The organism is Streptomyces apricus, assembly GCF_008369065.1.
Classification (GTDB): Bacteria; Actinomycetota; Actinomycetes; order Streptomycetales; family Streptomycetaceae; genus Streptomyces; species Streptomyces apricus.
This window is the reverse complement of record NZ_VDFC01000047.1, coordinates 690,569-708,781: the sequence shown is the minus strand read 5'-3', so window position 1 is coordinate 708,781 and position 18,213 is coordinate 690,569. Positions and strand designations below refer to the sequence as shown.

The following is an 18,213-nucleotide window of genomic DNA, read 5'->3' as shown; positions in this document are numbered from 1 at the left end:
CGTCCCTACGGCAGCGCGATCCCCGTGTCCATCCCGCCCAGCGCCGAAGCGCACAGGCAGTCACGGGACGAGGACGAGTCCGGCAAGCCGGCGACGGCGTCGAACAGCACGCCCCGCAGCCGGTCCACGTTCGCGGCGAACACCCGCAGCACCTCGTCGTGCGAGACGCCCTCACCCGCGGCGGCCCCCGCGTCGAGGTCGGTGACCAGGGTCAAGGACGTGTAGCAGAGCTCCAGTTCACGGGCGAGCGCCGCCTCGGGGTGCCCGGTCATCCCCACCACGGACCACCCCTGCGCCCGGTACCAGAGCGACTCCGCGCGGGTCGAGAACCGCGGCCCCTCGATCACGACCAGCGTCCCCCCGTCCACCGCCTCCCAGTCCCGTCCGCGCGCCGCCGCGAGCGCGACCTCACGTCCGGCCGGGCAGTAGGGGTCGGCCAGCGACACGTGCACCACGTTCGGCGTCCCGCCGCCGGCCAGCGGCACCCCGTCGAAGAAGGTCTGCGCCCGCGTCTGCGTACGGTCCACGAACTGGTCCGGCACGAGCAGCGTCCCGGGCCCGTACTCGGGCCGGAGCCCGCCCACGGCGCACGGCCCGAGCACCTGGCGCGCGCCGACGGACCGCAGCGCCCACAGGTTGGCCCGGTAGTTGATGCGGTGCGGCGGCAGATGGTGGCCGCGGCCGTGGCGGGGGAGGAACGCGACCCGCCGTCCGGCGACCTCGCCGAGGAAGAGTGAGTCACTGGGCGGCCCGTAGGGGGTGTCCACCTGGATCTCGGTCACGTCGTCGAGGAAGGAGTAGAAGCCCGACCCGCCGATGACGCCGATCTCGACGTTCTCCGTGTTCGCCATGGACGGCACCCTAACCGGGCCGGGGAACGCCGAAGACCCCGCCGTCGACGACGACAGGGTCTTGTAAGGAAGAGGCGTGAGAGCCCTAGGCGGCGTTGCTGCCGGAGGACGAGCCGGACGACGACGTCGACGACGACTTGGAGTCCGACGAAGAGGACGACTTCGAGTCGGACGACCCGGACGATCCGGACGACGTCGAGTCGGACGACGAGCCCGAGGACTTCGAGGCCGACGCGGGGCTGCTGCTGGACGACGAGCCGCGGCTGTCGTTGCGGTAGAACCCGGAGCCCTTGAAGACGATGCCTACGGCGGAGAACACCTTCTTCAGGCGGCCACCGCAATTCGGGCACTCGGTCAGGGCATCGTCGGTGAACTTCTGCACCGCCTCAAGGCCTTCGCCGCACTCGGTGCACTGGTACTGGTAGGTCGGCACTTGTCTTCCTCCTGGCACTCTCACTCAGTGAGTGCTAACGACGGTCCATAGTGACGTATTCCTCGGGATCAGTCCACTGCGACCGGCGTGCGGTGACCGACGCCACGTGCGACGGTCCGGCTCGCGGCCGGCGGAGCGAGCCGCGCACGCAGGGCCACCAGGGTCGCGAACGCCAGCAGGGTGCCGGCCATCGGTACGAGGAAACCGGCCCCGTCCCACAGGCGGTCCTCCAGCTGTCCGGCAGCCAGGACGGCCGCGGCCTGGCCGAGTGCGACGGCACCGGTCAGCCAGGTGAAGGCCTCCGTGCGGGCGCCCGCGGGCACCAGGGACTCGACGATCGTGTAGCCGGTGATCAGGGCGGGCGCGATGCACACGCCGACCAGGAGACCGGTCCCGGCGAGGACGACGACCGACTGCGCGGCCCACAGCCCCGAGGCGGTCAGCGCGAGGGCCGCGTACCCGACGAGCAGGCGGCGGCGCGGGGCCACCTTCCAGGCGATCGCGCCGCAGACGATGCCGGAGAGCATGTTGCCCGCGGCGAAGGTCCCGTAGAGGACGCCGTTCAGGCCGGGCTCGCCGATGGACTCGCTGAACGCGGCGAGCGCGACCTGCATACCGCCGAAGACGGCACCGATGCCGAGGAAGGCCACCACCAGGACGCGTACGCCGGGAACGGCCAGCGCGGACCGCACGCGCGCGTGCCCGTCACCCGAGCCCGAACCCGTAACCGCACCCGCTCCCGCGCGCGGGGCGACGGCCGGCTGCGAACCGCGCTGGGCGGCGAACAGCAGCCCGCCCACCAGCGTCAGCCCGGCCTCCGTGAGCAGCCCCGCCGCCGGGTCCACGGCGGTGCACAGCGCGGTCGCGAGGAGCGGCCCGAGCACGAAGGTCAGCTCGTCCGTGACGGACTCGAAGGCGGCTGCGGTCGGCACGAGGGGCGAGCCCTGCAGCTTGACGCCCCAGCGGGCCCGCACCATCGGACCGATCTGCGGGACCGACGCCCCGGTCGGCACGGCGGCCGCGAACAGCGCCCACAGGGGGGCGTCCGCGAGCGCCAGCGCGGTCAGGGAGAGGCCCGCCAGCGCGTGCACGGCGATCACGGGCAGCAGGACGGCCCGCTGCCCGTGCCGGTCCGCGAGACGGCCGGTGAACGGCGCGAACAGCGCCATGGAGACACCGGTCACGGCGGCGACGGCGCCGGCGGCCCCGTACGAGCCTGTGGTGTGCTGCACGAGCAGCACGATGGACAGGGTCAGCATCGCGAACGGCTGCCGTGCGGCGAAGCCGGGGAGCAGGAACGTCCAGGCGCCGCGCGTACGCAGCAGCTGCCCGTATCCCGGGCGGGTGGAGGCTGGCGTGCCGGAGGTCTCCGGAGCGCCAGGGGTCCTCGGGGTGACCGTGGATGCCACGGCCGTGCCTTTCTGCCGCCTGGTAGCGCGGCCCCGTTCGCGGGGCGCGGGGCGCCGAGAGCTGTCCTCTTGCGCGGAACTGCGGTAGATACCGGGCCGCCCACTGGGAGGGGCGCCGCGGCCGCCATACGGTCGCGCCAGCACTGCGTCAGGCAGAGTTGGTTCGATCAGGTGCGTCTCCATGATAGACGCAGCCCCCGACGGCAGCCGCAGCCCCAGCTTCAACGCCCTCAGTCGTCGGCGTCGTTCCCGCCCGTCCCCAGCCAGTCCGCCAGCTTGCCGCCCTGGCCGACCGCGCGCAGCCGTCGCTCGGCGGCGTCGCGGACCGGGTCCGTCGCCACCACGAGCAGCTCGTCGCCGCGCCTCAGCACCGTCGTGGGAAGCGGAACGAACGATTCTCCGCCGCGTACGACCAGCGTGACCGCGGCCCCCGGCGGCAGCCGCAGCTCGTTGGTCTCGACGCCGTGCATCTTCGAGCCCTCCGGGATCGCGACGGACAGCAGATGCCCGCGCAGCCGCTCCAGCGGCGCCGACTCGATGCCCAGGTCGGCGGCGCCCGAGGACTTGGCCAGGCCCAGCTTCCGGGCCAGCCAGGGGAGCGTGGGCCCCTGGATGAGGGTGTAGACGACGACCAGCACGAAGACGATGTTGAAGATCCGCCGGCTGCCCTCGATGCCGCTCACCATGGGGATCGTGGCCAGGATGATGGGCACGGCGCCGCGCAGCCCGGCCCAGGACATCAGGGCCTGTTCCTGCCAGCGCACGCGGAACGGCAGCAGGGCCACCACGACGCTCAGCGGTCGCGCCACCATGGTCAGCACGAGGCCGATGACGAGCGCCGGCCAGATGTCGTCGCCCATCTCGTGCGGGGTGACGAGCAGTCCCAGCAGCACGAACATGCCGATCTGGGCGATCCAGCCGAGCCCGTCGGCGAAGCCGCGGGTGGCGGGCCAGTGCGGCAGTTTCGCGTTGCCCAGCACCATCGACGCCAGGTACACGGCGAGGAAGCCGCTGCCGTGGGCCAGCGCCCCGGCCGCGTACGCCGTGACCGCGATGGCCATCACGGCGATCGGGTAGAGGCCGGAGGCGGGCAGTGCCACGTGCCGCAGGCCGTACGCGCCCAGGAAGCCCACCGCGAGCCCGATGGCCGCTCCGATGGCCAGCTCCAGCGCGATCTCGGCGACCAGGTGGTACCAGTGGTCCACCGGTCCCGCCGTGGAGAACGCGACGACCAGGATGACGACCGGGGCGTCGTTGAAGCCGGACTCGGCCTCCAGGATGCCCGTCACGCGCGAGGGGAGGGGCACCTTGCGGAGCACGGAGAAGACGGCCGCCGCGTCCGTCGAGGACACCACCGCGCCGATGATCAGCGCCTGCCGCCACTCCAGCCCGATCAGGTGGTGGGCCGCCGTCGCCGTGACGCCGACGCTCACCGAGACGCCGACGAGGGCGAGGGAGGAGGCCGCCGGGAGCCCCGGCTTGACCTCCTTCCACTTCGTGCCCAGACCGCCCTCGGCGAGGATCACGACCAGGGCCGCGTACCCGATGACCTGGGTCAGTTCGGCGTTGTCGAAGTGGACGTCGCCGATCCCGTCCTGGCCCATGGCGACGCCGATGCCCAGGTAGACGAGCAGGCTGGGGAGCCCGCTGCGCGAGGAGATCCGTACCGCTGCCACCGCGACGAGCAGAACGAGCGAGCAGACGAGCAGGAGCTGGTTGAGGTGGTGGACAGTCAGCGGCTGTTCCCTTCTCGCTGTTCCGGTCGTGTTCTTCCGGTTGTTCCGGTCGTGTTCTTCCGGTCGTGCTGTTCCGGCCGTGGTCTTGCGGTTGTGTTGTTCCGGTCTCGCTGTTCCGGCCGTGTTCTTCCGGCCGCCGACAGTGCCCTTAGGGGGCCCGGCCGCATTCTTCCGGCCCCGCAGGGGCGACTCGGACCGATTTCAACTACTTCGGTGGTTCAACTACTTCATTACCTTACCTAACTCTTGACGCTTTCTTGACGCTCACCGGGGCAAGATCGAACTTCTGTCCGCCCGGGTACCCGACTCCGCGTCAAGTCCGGGATGGCCCTGCGCCTATGGTTGCTCCAGCGCTCAGTCACATGGACAAGCCCGTCTGCCGCTCGCGTGAGGACAGCAAGGACAGCGATGCCCCCCAACACCACCGCATCTTCCGGTCACAAGCCCGGCAAGTCCGGCAGGAAGAAGGGGCGCAGAGCCCGTCTGATCCTGATCATCCTGGTTCTGGCGCTCATCGGCGGCGTCGCCTACGGCGCGTTCTGGAGCATCAGCACCGTCCGTGCCTCCTTCCCGCAGACCAAGGGTTCCCTCACCCTCGACGGTCTGTCGGGCCCCGTGGACGTCAAACGGGACGGCTACGGCATCCCGCAGGTCTACGCCTCGACCGACGAGGACCTGTTCATGGCGCAGGGCTACGTCCAGGCGCAGGACCGGTTCTACGAGATGGACGTCCGCCGCCACATGACCGGCGGCCGGCTCTCCGAGATGTTCGGCAAGGGCCAGGTCGACAACGACGAGTTCCTGCGCACGCTCGGCTGGCGGCGGGTGGCGCAGAAGGAGTACGAGAGCGAGCTCTCCGCCTCCACGAAGAAGTACCTGCAGGCGTACGCCAAGGGGGTCAACGCCTACCTTGCGGGCAAGGACGGCGCGGACATCTCTCTGGAGTACGCGGCCCTCGGCTTCACCAACGACTACAAGCCCGCGAAGTGGACCCCGGTCGACTCCGTGGCCTGGCTCAAGGCGATGGCCTGGGACCTGCGCGGCAACATGCAGGACGAGATCGACCGCTCCCTGATGACCAGCCGCCTGGGCCCGAAGCAGATCGCCGACCTGTACCCGAGCTACCCGTACGACCGGAACAAGCCGATCGTGCAGGAGGGGCAGTACAGCAGCATCACCGGCGAGTACACGCAGGGTGACGAAGCAGGCACGGGCACGGGTACGGGCACCGGGACGGGTGCCGGAACCGGAGCCGGTACGGGCACCGGGGCCGGGGCGGGTACGGGCACCGGCGCCGCGGCCGGCGGTGCGCAGTCCTCGGCGGGCACCGGGCTCACGAACGGCGCCGAGGCCCCCGCGGGGCTGGAGGGCCAGCTGTCGGGCCTCTACCGGGTGCTGGACGACGTCCCCGAGGCCGTCGGCGTGAACGGCAACGGCATCGGCTCCAATTCCTGGGTCGTCGGCGGCGCCCACACCATCAGCGGCAAACCGCTGCTCGCCAACGACCCGCACCTGTCGCCCTCGCTGCCGTCGGTCTGGTACCAGATGGGCCTGCACTGCAAGAGCGTCTCGGACAAGTGCCGCTACGACGTCTCCGGGTACACCTTCGCCGGTATGCCCGGTGTGGTCATCGGACACAACCAGAAGATCGCCTGGGGCATGACCAACTCCGGCGCCGACGTCACCGACCTGTACCTGGAGAAGCTCACCGGGGACGGCTACGAGTACGACGACAAGGTGGTCCCCTTCACCACCCGCAAGGAGAAGATCGACGTCGCGGGCGGCGCGAGCAAGACCATCGTCGTGCGGGAGACCAACAACGGACCGCTGCTGTCCGACCGCGACGACGAGCTCGTCAAGGTCGGCAAGAAGGCCGGCGTCGACAGCGCGGCCCCCGACCGCGGCGACGGCTACGGCATCGCCCTGCGCTGGACCGCCCTGGACCCGGGCACCACGATGGACGCCGTCTTCGCGATGAACCGGGCCACCGACTGGACGGGCTTCCGCAAGGCGGCCGCCCTCTTCGACGTCCCCTCGCAGAACCTGGTCTACGCGGACACCGAGAACAACATCGGCTACCAGCTGCCGGGCCGCATCCCGATCCGCGGCGAGGGCGACGGCTCGCTCCCGTCGCCCGGCTGGGACTCGAAGTACCGCTGGAAGAGCTACATCGACCAGGACGAGCTGCCCTTCGAGTACAACCCGGAGCGCGGCTACATCGTCACCGCCAACCAGGCCGTGGTCGACAAGGACGAGTACCCGTACACGCTCACCACGGACTGGGGCTACGGCACGCGCAGCCAGCGGATCGCCGACCTCATCGCGTCGAAGATCAAGAACGGCGGCAAGGTCTCCACGGACGACATGCGCCAGATGCAGCTCGACAACAGCAGCGAGATCGCCAAGCTGCTGGTGCCCAAGCTGCTCAAGATCGACGTGGCCGACCCGGACGTCCGGGAGGCGCAGAAGCTCCTGGAGGGCTGGAACTACACCCAGGACGCCGACTCGGCGGCGGCCGCGTACTTCAACGCGACCTGGCGCAACATCCTCAAGCTCACCTTCGGCAACAAGCTCCCTAAGGAGCTGCGGGTCAAGGGCCAGTGCCTGTACGTCGAACCGGCCGACTCCACCGGACCGGTCGACGGCGAGGACGAGAAGGTGCGCGAGTGCGGCCAGCGCGACGCGGCCAGCGCGCAGCCGGACGGCGGCGACCGCTGGTTCGAGGTGGTCCGCACGATCCTCGACGACGAGGACAACGACTGGTGGTCGGCGCCCAGGACGCGCACCGAGGACCCCGTCGACACCCGTGACGAGCTCTTCGGGCGGGCCCTCGCTGACGCCCGCTGGGAGCTGACCGCCAAGCTCGGCAAGGACCTCGACACCTGGAGCTGGGGCCGGCTGCACCGGCTGTACCTGAAGAACCAGACCCTGGGCACCGAGGGCCCCGGCTTCCTGCAGTACATGCTCAACCGCGGCCCGTACGACATGGGCGGCGGCGAGGCGGCGGTGAACGCCACCGGCTGGAACGCGGCGGGCGGCTACTCCGTGGTCTGGGTGCCGTCGATGCGCATGGTGGTCAACCTCGACGACTTCGACAAGTCAAGGTGGATCAACCTCACCGGGGCTTCCGGCCACGCGTACAGCGCCCACTACATCGACCAGACGAGCAAGTGGGTCAAGGGCGAGCTGCTGCCGTGGGCGTCCTCGGACCGGGCGGTCGACAAGGCCACCTCGGACACCCTGGTGCTGAAGCCCTGACCGGAGCCCCGACGAGCGGGTCCGCACCGGCAACAGCCCTCCACGCGCGCGTGGAGGGCTGTTGCGTGTAGTAGGTGACCGCCGCGGCCCTTAAGGCAGGGACCCCTGGGGCAGGGACCGGCGGAAGCGGTGCACCGCGGAGGGGGTCACCGCGGCGTGCACCGGCCGGTCGTGCGCCTCCCCGGGGACGTGGGCGACCACCTCGCGGTCGTACAGCAGCACCACCAGGGCCGGGTCCGCGGACGCCCGCGCGAGGCGCGCCAGCACCCGGTCGTACGATCCGCCGCCGCGGCCCAGCCGCATGCCGCGCCCGTCGACGGCCAGGCCCGGCAGCAGGACGGCGTCGGCGTCCAGGACGGCCTCCGGGCCCAGGCGCCCGCCGACGGGCTCCAGGAGGGCCATCCTGCCCCCGTGCCGCACCCGCGCGAGCGAGTCCCGGCCGTCGTAGGAACCCCAGTCGAGGTCGTTGTCCGCGAGGAGCACCGGTAGCAGGACGTGCACACCGCGCGCGTGGAGCGCGTCGAGGAGCGCGCGGGTACCCGGTTCGCTCCCCACCGAGACGTAGGCCGCCACCGTGCGCGCCTGGGCCAGTTCGGGCAGGTCCAGTGCGCGCACGGCCAGCAAGGCCGCCATTTCCTGCACGTCACCGGCTGTCAACCCGCTCCTCACTTCGAGGAGCTCTCGCCGCAACGAACGCTTGGCAAACTCCTCTTCAGGTGCCGGGTGGCTCATAGACTTGTTCCGTACCCTTCGCAATATGCTCATATGAGAGCGAATTGACCGGAGCCACAGATTCTCCACAAAGGCACCGGATATGGTGTCGGGCATGACTCAGTCGCACCCAAGGATCAGCAAGGCTGTCATCCCGGCAGCCGGTCTCGGCACCCGGTTCCTGCCGGCCACCAAGGCAACTCCCAAGGAGATGCTGCCGGTCGTGGACAAGCCGGCGATCCAGTACGTGGTCGAGGAGGCCGCGTCCGCGGGCCTGGACGACGTCCTCATGATCACGGGCCGCAACAAGCGCCCGCTGGAGGACCACTTCGACCGCAACTACGAGCTGGAATCCGCCCTCCAGAAGAAGGGCGACGCCGGCCGGCTCGCGAAGGTGCAGGAGTCGAGCGACCTCGCCACGATGCACTACGTGCGCCAGGGCGACCCCAAGGGCCTGGGCCACGCCGTGCTGTGCGCCGCCCCGCACGTCGGCGACGAGCCCTTCGCGGTCCTCCTCGGCGACGACCTGATCGACCCGCGCGACCCGCTGCTCAAGCGCATGGTCGACGTCCAGGAGCAGCACGGCGGCAGCGTCGTCGCGCTCATGGAGGTCGCGCCCGAGCAGATCCACCTCTACGGCTGCGCGGCCGTCGAGGCCACCGACGACGGCGACGTCGTCAAGGTGACCGGCCTGGTCGAGAAGCCCGACCCGGCGGACGCCCCCAGCAACTACGCGATCATCGGCCGCTACGTCCTGGACCCCCACGTCTTCGGCATACTCCGCACGACCGAGCCCGGCCGCGGCGGCGAGATCCAGCTCACCGACGCCCTCCAGCAGCTCGCCGCCGACGAGAAGATCGGCGGCCCCGTGCACGGCGTCGTCTTCAAGGGCCGCCGCTATGACACCGGTGACCGCGGGGACTACCTGCGTGCCATTGTCCGCCTCGCGTGCGAACGTGAAGACCTGGGCCCGGACTTCCGGACCTGGCTCCGCAGTTACGTCACCGAGGAGATGTAGCACTTTGAGCAGCGCCGCGACCCGTCCCACCGGCCAGGACCGCCTCTGGTCGGTGACCGAGCACCTGGAGGACGTCCTCGCGACGGTGCGCCCCCTCGACCCCATCGACCTGCAACTCCTGGACGCCCAGGGCTGCGTCCTGGTCGACGACGTCGTGGTGCCGCTGTCGCTGCCGCCCTTCGACAACAGCTCGATGGACGGGTACGCGGTCCGGGTCGCGGACGTCGCGGGCGCGAGCGAGGAGTACCCCGCGGTCCTCGAAGTCGTCGGCGACGTGGCGGCCGGCCAGTCCGAGCTGCTGCACGTGGGACCCGGCCAGGCCGCCCGCATCATGACGGGCGCCCAACTGCCGCCCGGCGCCGAGGCCGTCGTCCCCGTGGAGTGGACCGACGGGGGCCTCGGCGCGGGCCCGGTCTCCGGGATGCGCGCCCGCAGCGCGTCCCCCGAGGGCGCCTCGGGACAGGTGCACGTCCACCGCCCGGCGCAGGCACGCGCGCACGTGCGCGCCAAGGGCAGCGACGTACGCGCCGGCGACCGCGCCCTGACCGCGGGCACCGTCCTCGGCCCCCCGCAGATCGGCCTGCTCGCCGCGATCGGCCTGGGCACCGTGCGCGTCCGCCCGCGCCCGCGCGTGGTGGTCATGTCCACCGGCAGCGAACTCGTCCAGCCCGACGGCACGTTGGAGACCGGACAGATCTACGACTCCAACAGCTACGCGCTGTGCGCCGCCGCCCGGGACGCCGGAGCGCTCGCCTACCGGGTGGGCGCGGTCGCCGACGACGCCGAGACGCTGCGCGCCACCATCGAGGACCAGCTCATCCGCGCCGACCTCGTGGTCACCACGGGCGGCGTCAGCGTCGGCGCGTACGACGTCGTCAAGGAGGCGCTCACCCCGGTCGGCGACGAGGACGCGTCGGGCGGCGGCATCGACTTCCGCAAGCTCGCCATGCAGCCCGGCAAACCCCAGGGCTTCGGCACCATCGGCCCCGACCACACCCCGCTGCTCGCCCTCCCGGGCAACCCCGTCTCGTCGTACGTGTCCTTCGAGCTGTTCGTGCGCCCCGCGATCCGCACCCTGATGGGCGTGCCGGACGTCCACCGCCCCACCGTCCGCGCGACGCTCCGCGCGGACAAGGCGCTCACCTCGCCCGCCGGACGCCGTCAATTCCTGCGCGGCCGTCACGCGGACGGGGAGGTGACCCCGGTCGGCGGCGCCGGATCCCACCTGATCGCGGCCCTCGCCCAGGCCGACTCCCTGATCGTCGTCCCGGAGTCCGTCGAGTCCGTGGAGCCCGGCACCGAGGTCGAGGTGGTCCTCCTCGGCCGCTGAGCCCGCGTTGGGGGTAGCGTGTCGCGCACGACTGGCACGACCGGGAGCGCCGCCACAGCATGAGTACGGCATGAGTACGCAGGACCGACTGACCCACATCGACGCAGCGGGCGCCGCCCGCATGGTCGACGTGTCCGAGAAGGACGTGACCGCCCGCACCGCCCGCGCGAGCGGCCGGGTCCTCGTCTCGCCCCGCGTGGTCGAGCTGCTGCGCGGCGAGGGGGTCCCCAAGGGCGACGCCCTCGCCACCGCGCGCATCGCGGGCATCATGGGCGCCAAACGCACACCGGACCTCATCCCGCTCTGCCACCCGCTGGCGGTGTCCGGCGTCCGGCTGGACCTGTCGGTGGCGGACGACGCCGTGGAGATCCTGGCCACCGTGAAGACCACCGACCGCACGGGCGTCGAGATGGAGGCCCTCACCGCGGTCACCGTCGCGGCCCTCACCGTGATCGACATGGTCAAGGCGGTCGACAAGGGAGCGGTCATCACGGACGTGCGCGTGGAGGAGAAGACGGGCGGAAAGTCGGGCGACTGGAGCCGGCCGTGACGGCGCCGACGCCGGCGGCCCCGGCCGAACCCCCGGTCGACGGTGCGCTGACGGCCCCGGCCGAACCGCCGCTCGGCGGCGCGCTGACCGCCCCGTACAGCGCCCTCGTCGTGACGGCCTCCAACCGCGCGGCGGCAGGTGTCTACGAGGACAAGGGCGGGCCCCTGGTCGCGCAGGGGCTGACGGCGTTCGGGTTCGCCGTCGACGGTCCCTGGGTGGTGCCCGACGGCGACCCCGTCGAGGAGGCGCTGCGCACGGCCGTCCGCGCCGGGTACGACGTCGTCGTGACGACCGGCGGCACCGGCATCTCACCCACCGACCGCACCCCCGAGGCCACCCGGCGGGTGATCGACCGCGAGGTGCCGGGCATTCCCGAGGCCATCAGGGCGTTCGGGAGGGAGAAGGTGCCCACGGCGGCCCTCTCGCGGGGGCTCGCCGGGGTCGCGGAAGGGACGCTGATCGTGAACCTGCCCGGCTCCTCCGGCGGGGTCAAGGACGGCCTCGCCGTCCTCGAACCCCTCCTGGTCCACGCCGTCGACCAGATCCGCGGTGGCGACCACCCCAGAACCGGCGGCAGCGGGGGTGCGAGCTGAACAGCCCCTCCTGGCCGGTCGAGCTGGTCGACGGCGATGTGGTCCTGAGGCCCATAAAGCTGCGCGACCAGCGGGCCTGGCGTGACGTCAACCGGCGCAACCGGGACTGGCTGCGCCCCTGGGAGGCGACCATCCCGCCGCCCACGCCCAGCGGGCCGATCGCCCACCGGCCGACGTACCGGCAGATGGTGCGGCACCTGCGCGCCGAGGCGAACGCGGGGCGGATGCTGCCGTTCGTCATCGAGTACCAGGGACGGCTCGTCGGTCAGCTGACGGTCGCCGGGATCACCTGGGGCTCCATGTGCTCGGGCCACGTCGGCTACTGGGTGGACGAGGCGGTCGCCGGCCGCGGCGKGATGCCGACGGCCGTCGCCCTCGTCTCCGACCACTGCTTCCGCACCGTCGGTCTGCACCGCCTCGAAGTCTGCATTCGGCCGGAGAACGGACCGAGCCGGCGGGTCGTCGAGAAACTCGGATTCCGCGACGAGGGCGTGCGCCCCCGTTATCTCCACATCGACGGCGCCTGGCGCGACCACCTCGTCTTCGCGCTCACGGCGGAGGAGATCCCCGAGGGACTGCTGGCCCGCTGGCGCCGCACCCGTGCGAGGAACGCGTCCGAAAACTCACCGAGGGACACACCCAGGAACACCGCGTAAATGAAATAGGTGTTCGAAAATGATCGGCGTTCGACCACCCGCAGGCATTAATTTCGCGCTTCCGGCGGCCTGCTGATCGCATCGGTCACAAAAAAAGCTCGAAATATCAGCCAGATCGTGCGACACACCGGCCCAATTGGCAGATGGCCTCAACGAAACCCCTCTACCGTGTGAGGCGTGAGCAGCAGCGGCCTCATCTACGCAGTCATTGTCGGGGCCTGGGCCGCCTACTTGGTGCCGATGTGGCTCCGTAGGCAGGACGAGCTGAACGAGGCCCGTCCGACGGAACGCTTCAGCACGGCCATCCGGCTTCTCTCCGGACGGGCGGGCATGGAGCGCCGGTACGCCAAGGACCTGCAGGCGCGCTCCGCCGACGAGGGGGAGTACCACGCCGACCCGGACGCCGTCACCGATTCGGTGGACGTCCGGGCCTTCGCCATGCCTCCGACGCGCCGGGAAGTGCGGGCGGACGTCGACGAGGCACGGCAGGCGCAGCATGCGCAGCAGCCCCCCAGACAGGCGTCCGGGCAAGCCTCCCGGCAGGTGTCCGGTGCGGCACCGAAGCCGGGGTCCCGGTCCACGGCCCACCCGGCCCCGGCTTCTGCCCCTGCTCCTGCCCCGGCGCAGGGACAGGCCGCCCGTACTGCGGCCGCTCGTACGGCGGGCAGTCGCCCCGTGCCGCAGCAGGGCGCCGCACCCTCGTCGTCCTCGGGGCCCGCGTCGGCCTCCCCCGGGCGGCGGGCGGCCGCGGCGGAGGCCGCGGCACGTGCCCGGCGCTCGAAGGTGCTCGCGCGCCGGCGGCGTACGACCGTCATGCTCTTCTTCGCCTTCACGCTCGGCACGGTCGTCGCGGCCGTCGGCGGACTGGCGTTCCTGTGGGCGCCCGGGGTGCCCGCGGTGATGCTGAGCATCTACATCGCGTACCTGCGCTCCCAGGAGCGGCACCGCTTCACGTACGTGATGGACCGCAGGCGCGCCGAGGTCGCGGCGCAGCGCCTGCGCGAGCGCCGGCCGAGCAGGCGGCCGCCGGCCGAGCCGGGCGCCGCCGACGAGCCGGAGGACGGACCCGAGCCCGACACCGACCCCGGCATGTCCGCGCTCGCGGCCGACCGCCGTGCCCTCGTCGAGCAGACCGACCACGCGGAGTGGGTCGACCAGCAGCGCGAGCGCCGCAACGGTCCCGCCCAGGGCGACAGCTGGGACCCGGTCCCGGTCCCCTTGCCGACGTACGTGACCGCGCCGGTCGCCCCGCGCGCGACGTCCGACGTGGACCTGGGGGCGCCGGACGCGTGGAGCTCGGCGCGCTCCAGCACGGTAGAGCCGAACGCGGAGGAGCCGGCGGGGGCGGCCGGACCGGTCGAGGCGGCGGAGGAGTCCGGCGGACCCGGCGGACCTGGTGGACCCGACGCGGATGACACCTCGGACGGTGCCGCGGACGCCCGCCGCGCGGCCGCGGCCCGCCGCGCCCGCGAACGGGGCCGCACGCCCCTCTTCGACCAGTACGAGGACGGCGAGCGGCCGCGCGCCGCCAACGAGTGACGGCACCTCAGGGATCCGCCGGAGGCCCTCCCCCTGACCAGGGGGAGAGCGACCCGGGACGGATTTCCGAGCACCCTCGTCGGGGTGCTAGAGTTTCACTCGTTGCAAGGGCCTGTGGCGCAGTCTGGTAGCGCACCTCGTTCGCATCGAGGGGGTCTGGGGTTCAAATCCCCACAGGTCCACCGCAGCTCAGAACCCCTGCCGGGGAGACCCGGCGGGGGTTCTTTTTTGTGCCGTCCTCACAGGGACTTCGCGTAGCAGCGGCTGTCCTCGTGGAAGCGGTAGAGGCCGAACTTCACGCAGGGCTCGTAGCCGCTGGACTCGTACAGGGCGATCGCCTCGGGCTGCTTGTTGCCGGTCTCCAGGACCATGCGGGTGCGGCCGGCCGCGCGGGCGTCGTCCTCCAGTGCCGCGAGGATGCGGCGGGCCAGCCCGTTGCCGCGGGCCTCCTCGACCACGTACATGCGCTTGAGCTCGGCGTCGCCGTCCGCATAGCCCTCGTCGTTCTCGTCCTGGCTGCGCCAGCCGCCGGTGGCCACCGGCCGGTCCAGGTCGTCGTAGGCGATCAGGTAGAGGCCGGCCGGCGGCCTGAACATCGACGGGTCGAGCGGGGTGACGTCGCCCTCGTCGCCGTAGCGCACGGCGTACTCGGCCTGCACCTGGTCGTTGAGCTTGACGGCGTCGGGGTGGTCGAAGGCGGCCCGGCGTATATGCATGCTAGTCATCGTACTTCTATGCAGTAGGTGGGTGTGGTGGGATGCGGTGTGCTCCACCAGTGTGCCGGTATCGTGCCCGGGTGCTGACTGTGACCTCTGTGAATGTGAACGGACTCCGGGCCGCGGCCAAGAAGGGCTTCGTGGAGTGGCTGGCGGAGACGTCCGCCGACGTGCTGTGCCTCCAGGAGGTGCGGGCCGAGCCCGAGCAGCTCCCGGCGGGGGTACGGCAGCCGGAGGGATGGCACGTCGTGCACGCGCCCGCCGCCGCGAAGGGCCGGGCCGGGGTCTCCCTCTACACCCGCCGCGAGCCCGACCGGGTGCAGATCGGGTTCGGGTCCGCCGAGTTCGACGGCAGCGGGCGCTACGTCGAGGCGGACCTGCCCGGCGTCACCGTCGCCAGCCTGTACCTGCCCTCCGGCGAGGTCGGGACCGAGCGGCAGGACGAGAAGATCCGGTTCATGGGCGAGTTCCTCGCCTACCTGAAGGAGCTGCGCGAGCGGGCCGCCGCCGACGGGCGCGAGGTCGTGGTGTGCGGCGACTGGAACATCGCCCACCGGCCCGCCGACCTGAAGAACTGGCGCGCCAACCAGAAGAGCTCCGGCTTCCTCCCCGAGGAGCGGGCCTGGCTCGACCGGGTCCTGGACGCGGCGGACGGCGGATACGTGGACGTCGTCCGCGCCCTGCACCCGGACGTGGACGGCCCGTACTCGTGGTGGTCCTACCGGGGGCGGGCCTTCGACAACGATTCGGGTTGGCGCATTGACTACCACATGTGCACGCCCGGACTCGCGGCCCGGGCCGCCAAGGCGTTCGTGGAGCGGGCGGCTACCCATGGGGAGCGCTGGTCCGACCATGCTCCGGTGACCGTCGTCTACGACCGCTGACCGTCCTCCGAGACCGCTGACCGTGGTCTGCGACCGATGACCCTCGTCTACGGCCACTGACCGGTCGCGGCCGTGGGTGTCCCGGGCGCCTACGGCCGCTTCTGCAGCCGGCGGTCCAGTGCCATCGACAGTTCCGCCTCCACCACGCTCTTCGCCAGGGGGCGCAGGCGGTGCAGGTCCTGGGGGGTGCGGTCGGTCGTCAGGACCAGGTCGGTGAAGAGTTCGGCGAGGGCGTCGGCGTGTTCGCGGACGCGGTGGGCGGCCGCCAGGATGTCCGCCAGCGGGATGCCCTCGCGGACCAGGGCCGCCGAGGTCTCCAGCAGCCGGCGGCTGATGTGGACGATGTCCGTGCCGTCGGTGGCGAGGTAGCCGAGGTCCAGGGACGCGGCGAGGTTCTCCGGGGTGGCCTGGCCCGCGAAGACGTCGGCCAGTTCCTCGGGGGAGAGGCGCACCGGGGTCTCCTCGGTGGGGGCGCCGAGGCCCAGCAGCTCGCCCACGTCGCGGCCGTGGTCGAACGCCTCGGCCAGTTCCGCGATGCCGTTGAGCGTGTGGCCGCGCTCCAGGAGCGCCGCGATGGTGCGCAGGCGGGCAAGGTGGTCCTCGTCGTACCAGGCGATGCGGCCCTCGCGGCGCGGGGGCGGTATCAGCTTCCGCTCCCGGTAGAAGCGCAGGGTGCGCACGGTGATGCCGGCCTCCCTGGCCAGCTCCTCCATTCGGTACTCCCGCTTGTCCGCCACACCGGCAGCCTATGTCGTACCGTCGGTAACTTTCCTGCGTGCAACCCCTACCCATGAGTACGGAGCTGTTCTACTCTCCCATTGCGCCAGTGTTCACTGGCGCGGTCGTACGTGGCATGGACGCGGCATGGAGGCATCGGGATGACCGAGCACGAACATGTACGGGTGGCGGTGATCGGCTCCGGTTTCGGGGGTCTCGGAGCCGCCGTGCGGTTGCGCCGCGAGGGCGTCACCGACTTCGTCGTCCTGGAACGGGCCGGCAGCGTGGGCGGGACCTGGCGGGACAACAGCTATCCCGGCTGCGCCTGCGACGTCCCCTCGCACCTCTACTCCTTCTCCTTCGCGCCCAACCCCGACTGGCCGCGCACCTTCTCCGGGCAGGACCACATCCGTGCCTACCTGGAGCACGTCGCCGACGTCTTCGGGCTGCGCCCGCACCTGCGCCTCGATTCCGAGGTGAAGCTGATGACGTGGGACGCGCAGCGGCTGTGCTGGGTGATCGAGACCAGCAGCGGGACCCTTTCCGCCGACGTCGTCGTGTCCGCCACCGGACCGCTCTCCGACCCCAAGGTGCCGGACGTCCCCGGGCTCGACACCTTCCCCGGCAAGGTCTTCCACTCCGCGCGCTGGGACCACGACTACGACCTGCGCGGTAAGCGGGTCGCGATGGTCGGCACCGGCGCCTCGGCCATCCAGATCGTGCCCGCGATCCAGCCCGAGGTCGCGCGGCTCACCCTCTTCCAGCGCACCCCGCCCTGGGTGATGCCGCGCATGGACCGGGCCGTCAGCGGGGCGGAACGCCTGCTGCACCGGGCGCTCCCCGCCACCACCAAGCTGCGGCGCGGCCTGCTGTGGGGCATCCGGGAGCTGCAGGTCCAGGCGTTCACCAAGTACCCCGACGCGCTGGGCGTGGTCGAGCAGCTGGCCAGGCGGAACATGGCCCGGGCGGTCAAGGACCCCGCGCTGCGGGCGAAGCTGACCCCGGACTACCGCATCGGCTGCAAGCGCATCCTGCTGTCCAGCACGTACTATCCGGCCCTCGCGAAGCCCAATGTGGACGTGGTGGCGAGCGGGCTCAGGGAGATCCGCGGGTCCACCGTCGTCGCCGCCGACGGCAGCGAGGCCGAGGTCGACGCGATCGTCTTCGGTACGGGCTTCCACGTCACCGACATGCCCATCGCGGAGCGGGTCGTCGGCGCCGGGGGCCGCACGCTCGCCGAGGCGTGGTCGTCCGGGATGAAGTCGCTGCGCGGCGCGACCGCGACCGGCTTCCCCAACTGGATGACGATCATCGGGCCCAACACCGGCCTCGGGAACTCCAGCATGATCCTGATGATCGAGTCCCAGCTGAACTACATGGCCGACTACCTGCGGCAGCTGGACGTGCTCGGCGGCCGGGCCGCCCTCGACGCCCGGCCCGGCGCGGTCGACGCCTGGAACGACCGGGTGCAGAAGCGCATGGAGCGCACGGTCTGGTCCACCGGCGGCTGCACCAGCTGGTACCTCGACGAGAACGGCGTCAACACGACGGTCTGGCCGGGCACGACCACGGAGTTCCGCGGCGCCACCCGGCGCGTCGACCTGGCGGAGTACGACCTGATCCGGCGGCCGGCGCGGGAACCGGAACCGGAACCGTCCCCCGTCCCGGCCGTCCGGTCGGGGCGCCGTACCGAGGAGAAGGCCGAGGCGGACGCATGAGCCGACTGACGAAGCAGACCGGGCGAGCCGGGCGGACCGAGCAGGCCGACCAGACCGGGCAGGCCGGGCGGGCCGGCTCGCCCGGTCTGCTTCG

The 18,213-nt window shown here is 71.6% G+C and carries 16 protein-coding genes and 1 tRNA gene; 10 read left to right on the top strand and 7 right to left on the bottom strand.

The features are described 5' to 3' along the window. Window positions 1-5: 5 nt before the first annotated feature. The 4 genes from FGF04_RS29590 to FGF04_RS29570 all read right to left on the bottom strand — a co-directional run bounded on the left by FGF04_RS29590 (window position 6) and on the right by FGF04_RS29570 (window position 4,429). Window positions 6-851 (bottom strand): S-methyl-5'-thioadenosine phosphorylase, encoded by an 846-nt coding sequence (locus tag FGF04_RS29590; RefSeq protein ID WP_149514345.1) that lies wholly within the window; start codon window positions 849-851, stop codon window positions 6-8. An 85-nt stretch (window positions 852-936) separates the two neighbouring features. After that, on the bottom strand, window positions 937-1,284 hold the full coding sequence (locus FGF04_RS29585) for an FmdB family zinc ribbon protein (RefSeq protein ID WP_149514344.1): 348 nt from the start codon (window positions 1,282-1,284) through the stop codon (window positions 937-939). Between the two features lie 68 nt (window positions 1,285-1,352). Beyond that, window positions 1,353-2,693, bottom strand: a complete 1,341-nt coding sequence (locus FGF04_RS29580) for an MFS transporter (protein WP_149514343.1) — start codon at window positions 2,691-2,693, stop codon at window positions 1,353-1,355. Between the two features lie 230 nt (window positions 2,694-2,923). After that, complete coding sequence (locus FGF04_RS29570; RefSeq protein WP_149514342.1) at window positions 2,924-4,429, bottom strand: potassium/proton antiporter; 1,506 nt, start codon at window positions 4,427-4,429, stop codon at window positions 2,924-2,926. A 408-nt stretch (window positions 4,430-4,837) separates the two neighbouring features. On the opposite strand from FGF04_RS29570, the gene FGF04_RS29565 reads away from it, so the two are divergent. Next, window positions 4,838-7,687, top strand: a complete 2,850-nt coding sequence (locus FGF04_RS29565) for a penicillin acylase family protein (RefSeq protein ID WP_149514341.1) — start codon at window positions 4,838-4,840, stop codon at window positions 7,685-7,687. 90 nt (window positions 7,688-7,777) lie between these two features. Here FGF04_RS29565 and FGF04_RS29560 read toward each other — a convergent pair whose 3' ends face one another. Continuing rightward, a complete protein-coding gene (locus tag FGF04_RS29560; RefSeq protein WP_149514340.1) occupies window positions 7,778-8,419 on the bottom strand; it encodes a 5-formyltetrahydrofolate cyclo-ligase in 642 nt (213 codons plus the stop codon). Between the two features lie 94 nt (window positions 8,420-8,513). Between FGF04_RS29560 and galU the strand changes: the two genes are divergently transcribed. The 7 genes from galU to FGF04_RS29525 all read left to right on the top strand — a co-directional run bounded on the left by galU (window position 8,514) and on the right by FGF04_RS29525 (window position 14,266). Then, complete coding sequence (gene galU / locus FGF04_RS29555) at window positions 8,514-9,416, top strand: UTP--glucose-1-phosphate uridylyltransferase GalU (RefSeq protein WP_149514339.1); 903 nt, start codon at window positions 8,514-8,516, stop codon at window positions 9,414-9,416. Window positions 9,417-9,420: 4 nt separating this feature from the next. Further along, window positions 9,421-10,746 (top strand): molybdotransferase-like divisome protein Glp, encoded by a 1,326-nt coding sequence (gene glp / locus FGF04_RS29550; RefSeq protein ID WP_149514338.1) that lies wholly within the window; start codon window positions 9,421-9,423, stop codon window positions 10,744-10,746. A gap of 70 nt (window positions 10,747-10,816) precedes the next feature. Beyond that, window positions 10,817-11,296 carry a cyclic pyranopterin monophosphate synthase MoaC gene (moaC, locus tag FGF04_RS29545; protein ID WP_149514337.1) on the top strand — a complete coding sequence of 160 codons (480 nt, stop codon included), beginning with the start codon at window positions 10,817-10,819 and terminating at the stop codon, window positions 11,294-11,296. Window positions 11,297-11,343: 47 nt separating this feature from the next. Then, window positions 11,344-11,889, top strand: coding sequence for a MogA/MoaB family molybdenum cofactor biosynthesis protein (locus FGF04_RS29540; protein WP_149514449.1), 546 nt, complete (start codon window positions 11,344-11,346; stop codon window positions 11,887-11,889). Next, window positions 11,886-12,545, top strand: coding sequence for a GNAT family N-acetyltransferase (locus tag FGF04_RS29535; RefSeq protein ID WP_149514336.1), 660 nt, complete (start codon window positions 11,886-11,888; stop codon window positions 12,543-12,545). Before FGF04_RS29540 ends, FGF04_RS29535 begins: the two co-directional genes overlap by 4 nt. Window positions 12,546-12,722: 177 nt before the next feature. After that, on the top strand, window positions 12,723-14,084 hold the full coding sequence (gene sepX / locus FGF04_RS29530; protein WP_149514335.1) for a divisome protein SepX/GlpR: 1,362 nt from the start codon (window positions 12,723-12,725) through the stop codon (window positions 14,082-14,084). Window positions 14,085-14,192: 108 nt separating this feature from the next. Then, window positions 14,193-14,266: transfer RNA gene (locus FGF04_RS29525), tRNA-Ala, on the top strand. Window positions 14,267-14,323: 57 nt separating this feature from the next. Here the strand turns inward: FGF04_RS29525 and FGF04_RS29520 are convergent. Continuing rightward, a complete protein-coding gene (locus FGF04_RS29520; RefSeq protein ID WP_149514334.1) occupies window positions 14,324-14,800 on the bottom strand; it encodes a GNAT family N-acetyltransferase in 477 nt (158 codons plus the stop codon). A gap of 80 nt (window positions 14,801-14,880) precedes the next feature. On the opposite strand from FGF04_RS29520, the gene FGF04_RS29515 reads away from it, so the two are divergent. Continuing rightward, complete coding sequence (locus FGF04_RS29515) at window positions 14,881-15,684, top strand: exodeoxyribonuclease III (protein ID WP_188114277.1); 804 nt, start codon at window positions 14,881-14,883, stop codon at window positions 15,682-15,684. 89 nt (window positions 15,685-15,773) lie between these two features. Here FGF04_RS29515 and FGF04_RS29510 read toward each other — a convergent pair whose 3' ends face one another. Next, window positions 15,774-16,397: a MerR family transcriptional regulator gene (locus FGF04_RS29510; protein ID WP_149514448.1), complete on the bottom strand. Its 624-nt coding sequence runs from the start codon at window positions 16,395-16,397 to the stop codon at window positions 15,774-15,776. Between the two features lie 165 nt (window positions 16,398-16,562). Here FGF04_RS29510 and FGF04_RS29505 point away from each other — a divergent pair, with 165 nt between their 5' ends. After that, window positions 16,563-18,119: a flavin-containing monooxygenase gene (locus FGF04_RS29505; RefSeq protein WP_149514332.1), complete on the top strand. Its 1,557-nt coding sequence runs from the start codon at window positions 16,563-16,565 to the stop codon at window positions 18,117-18,119. The last annotated feature ends 94 nt before the right edge of the window (window positions 18,120-18,213 follow it).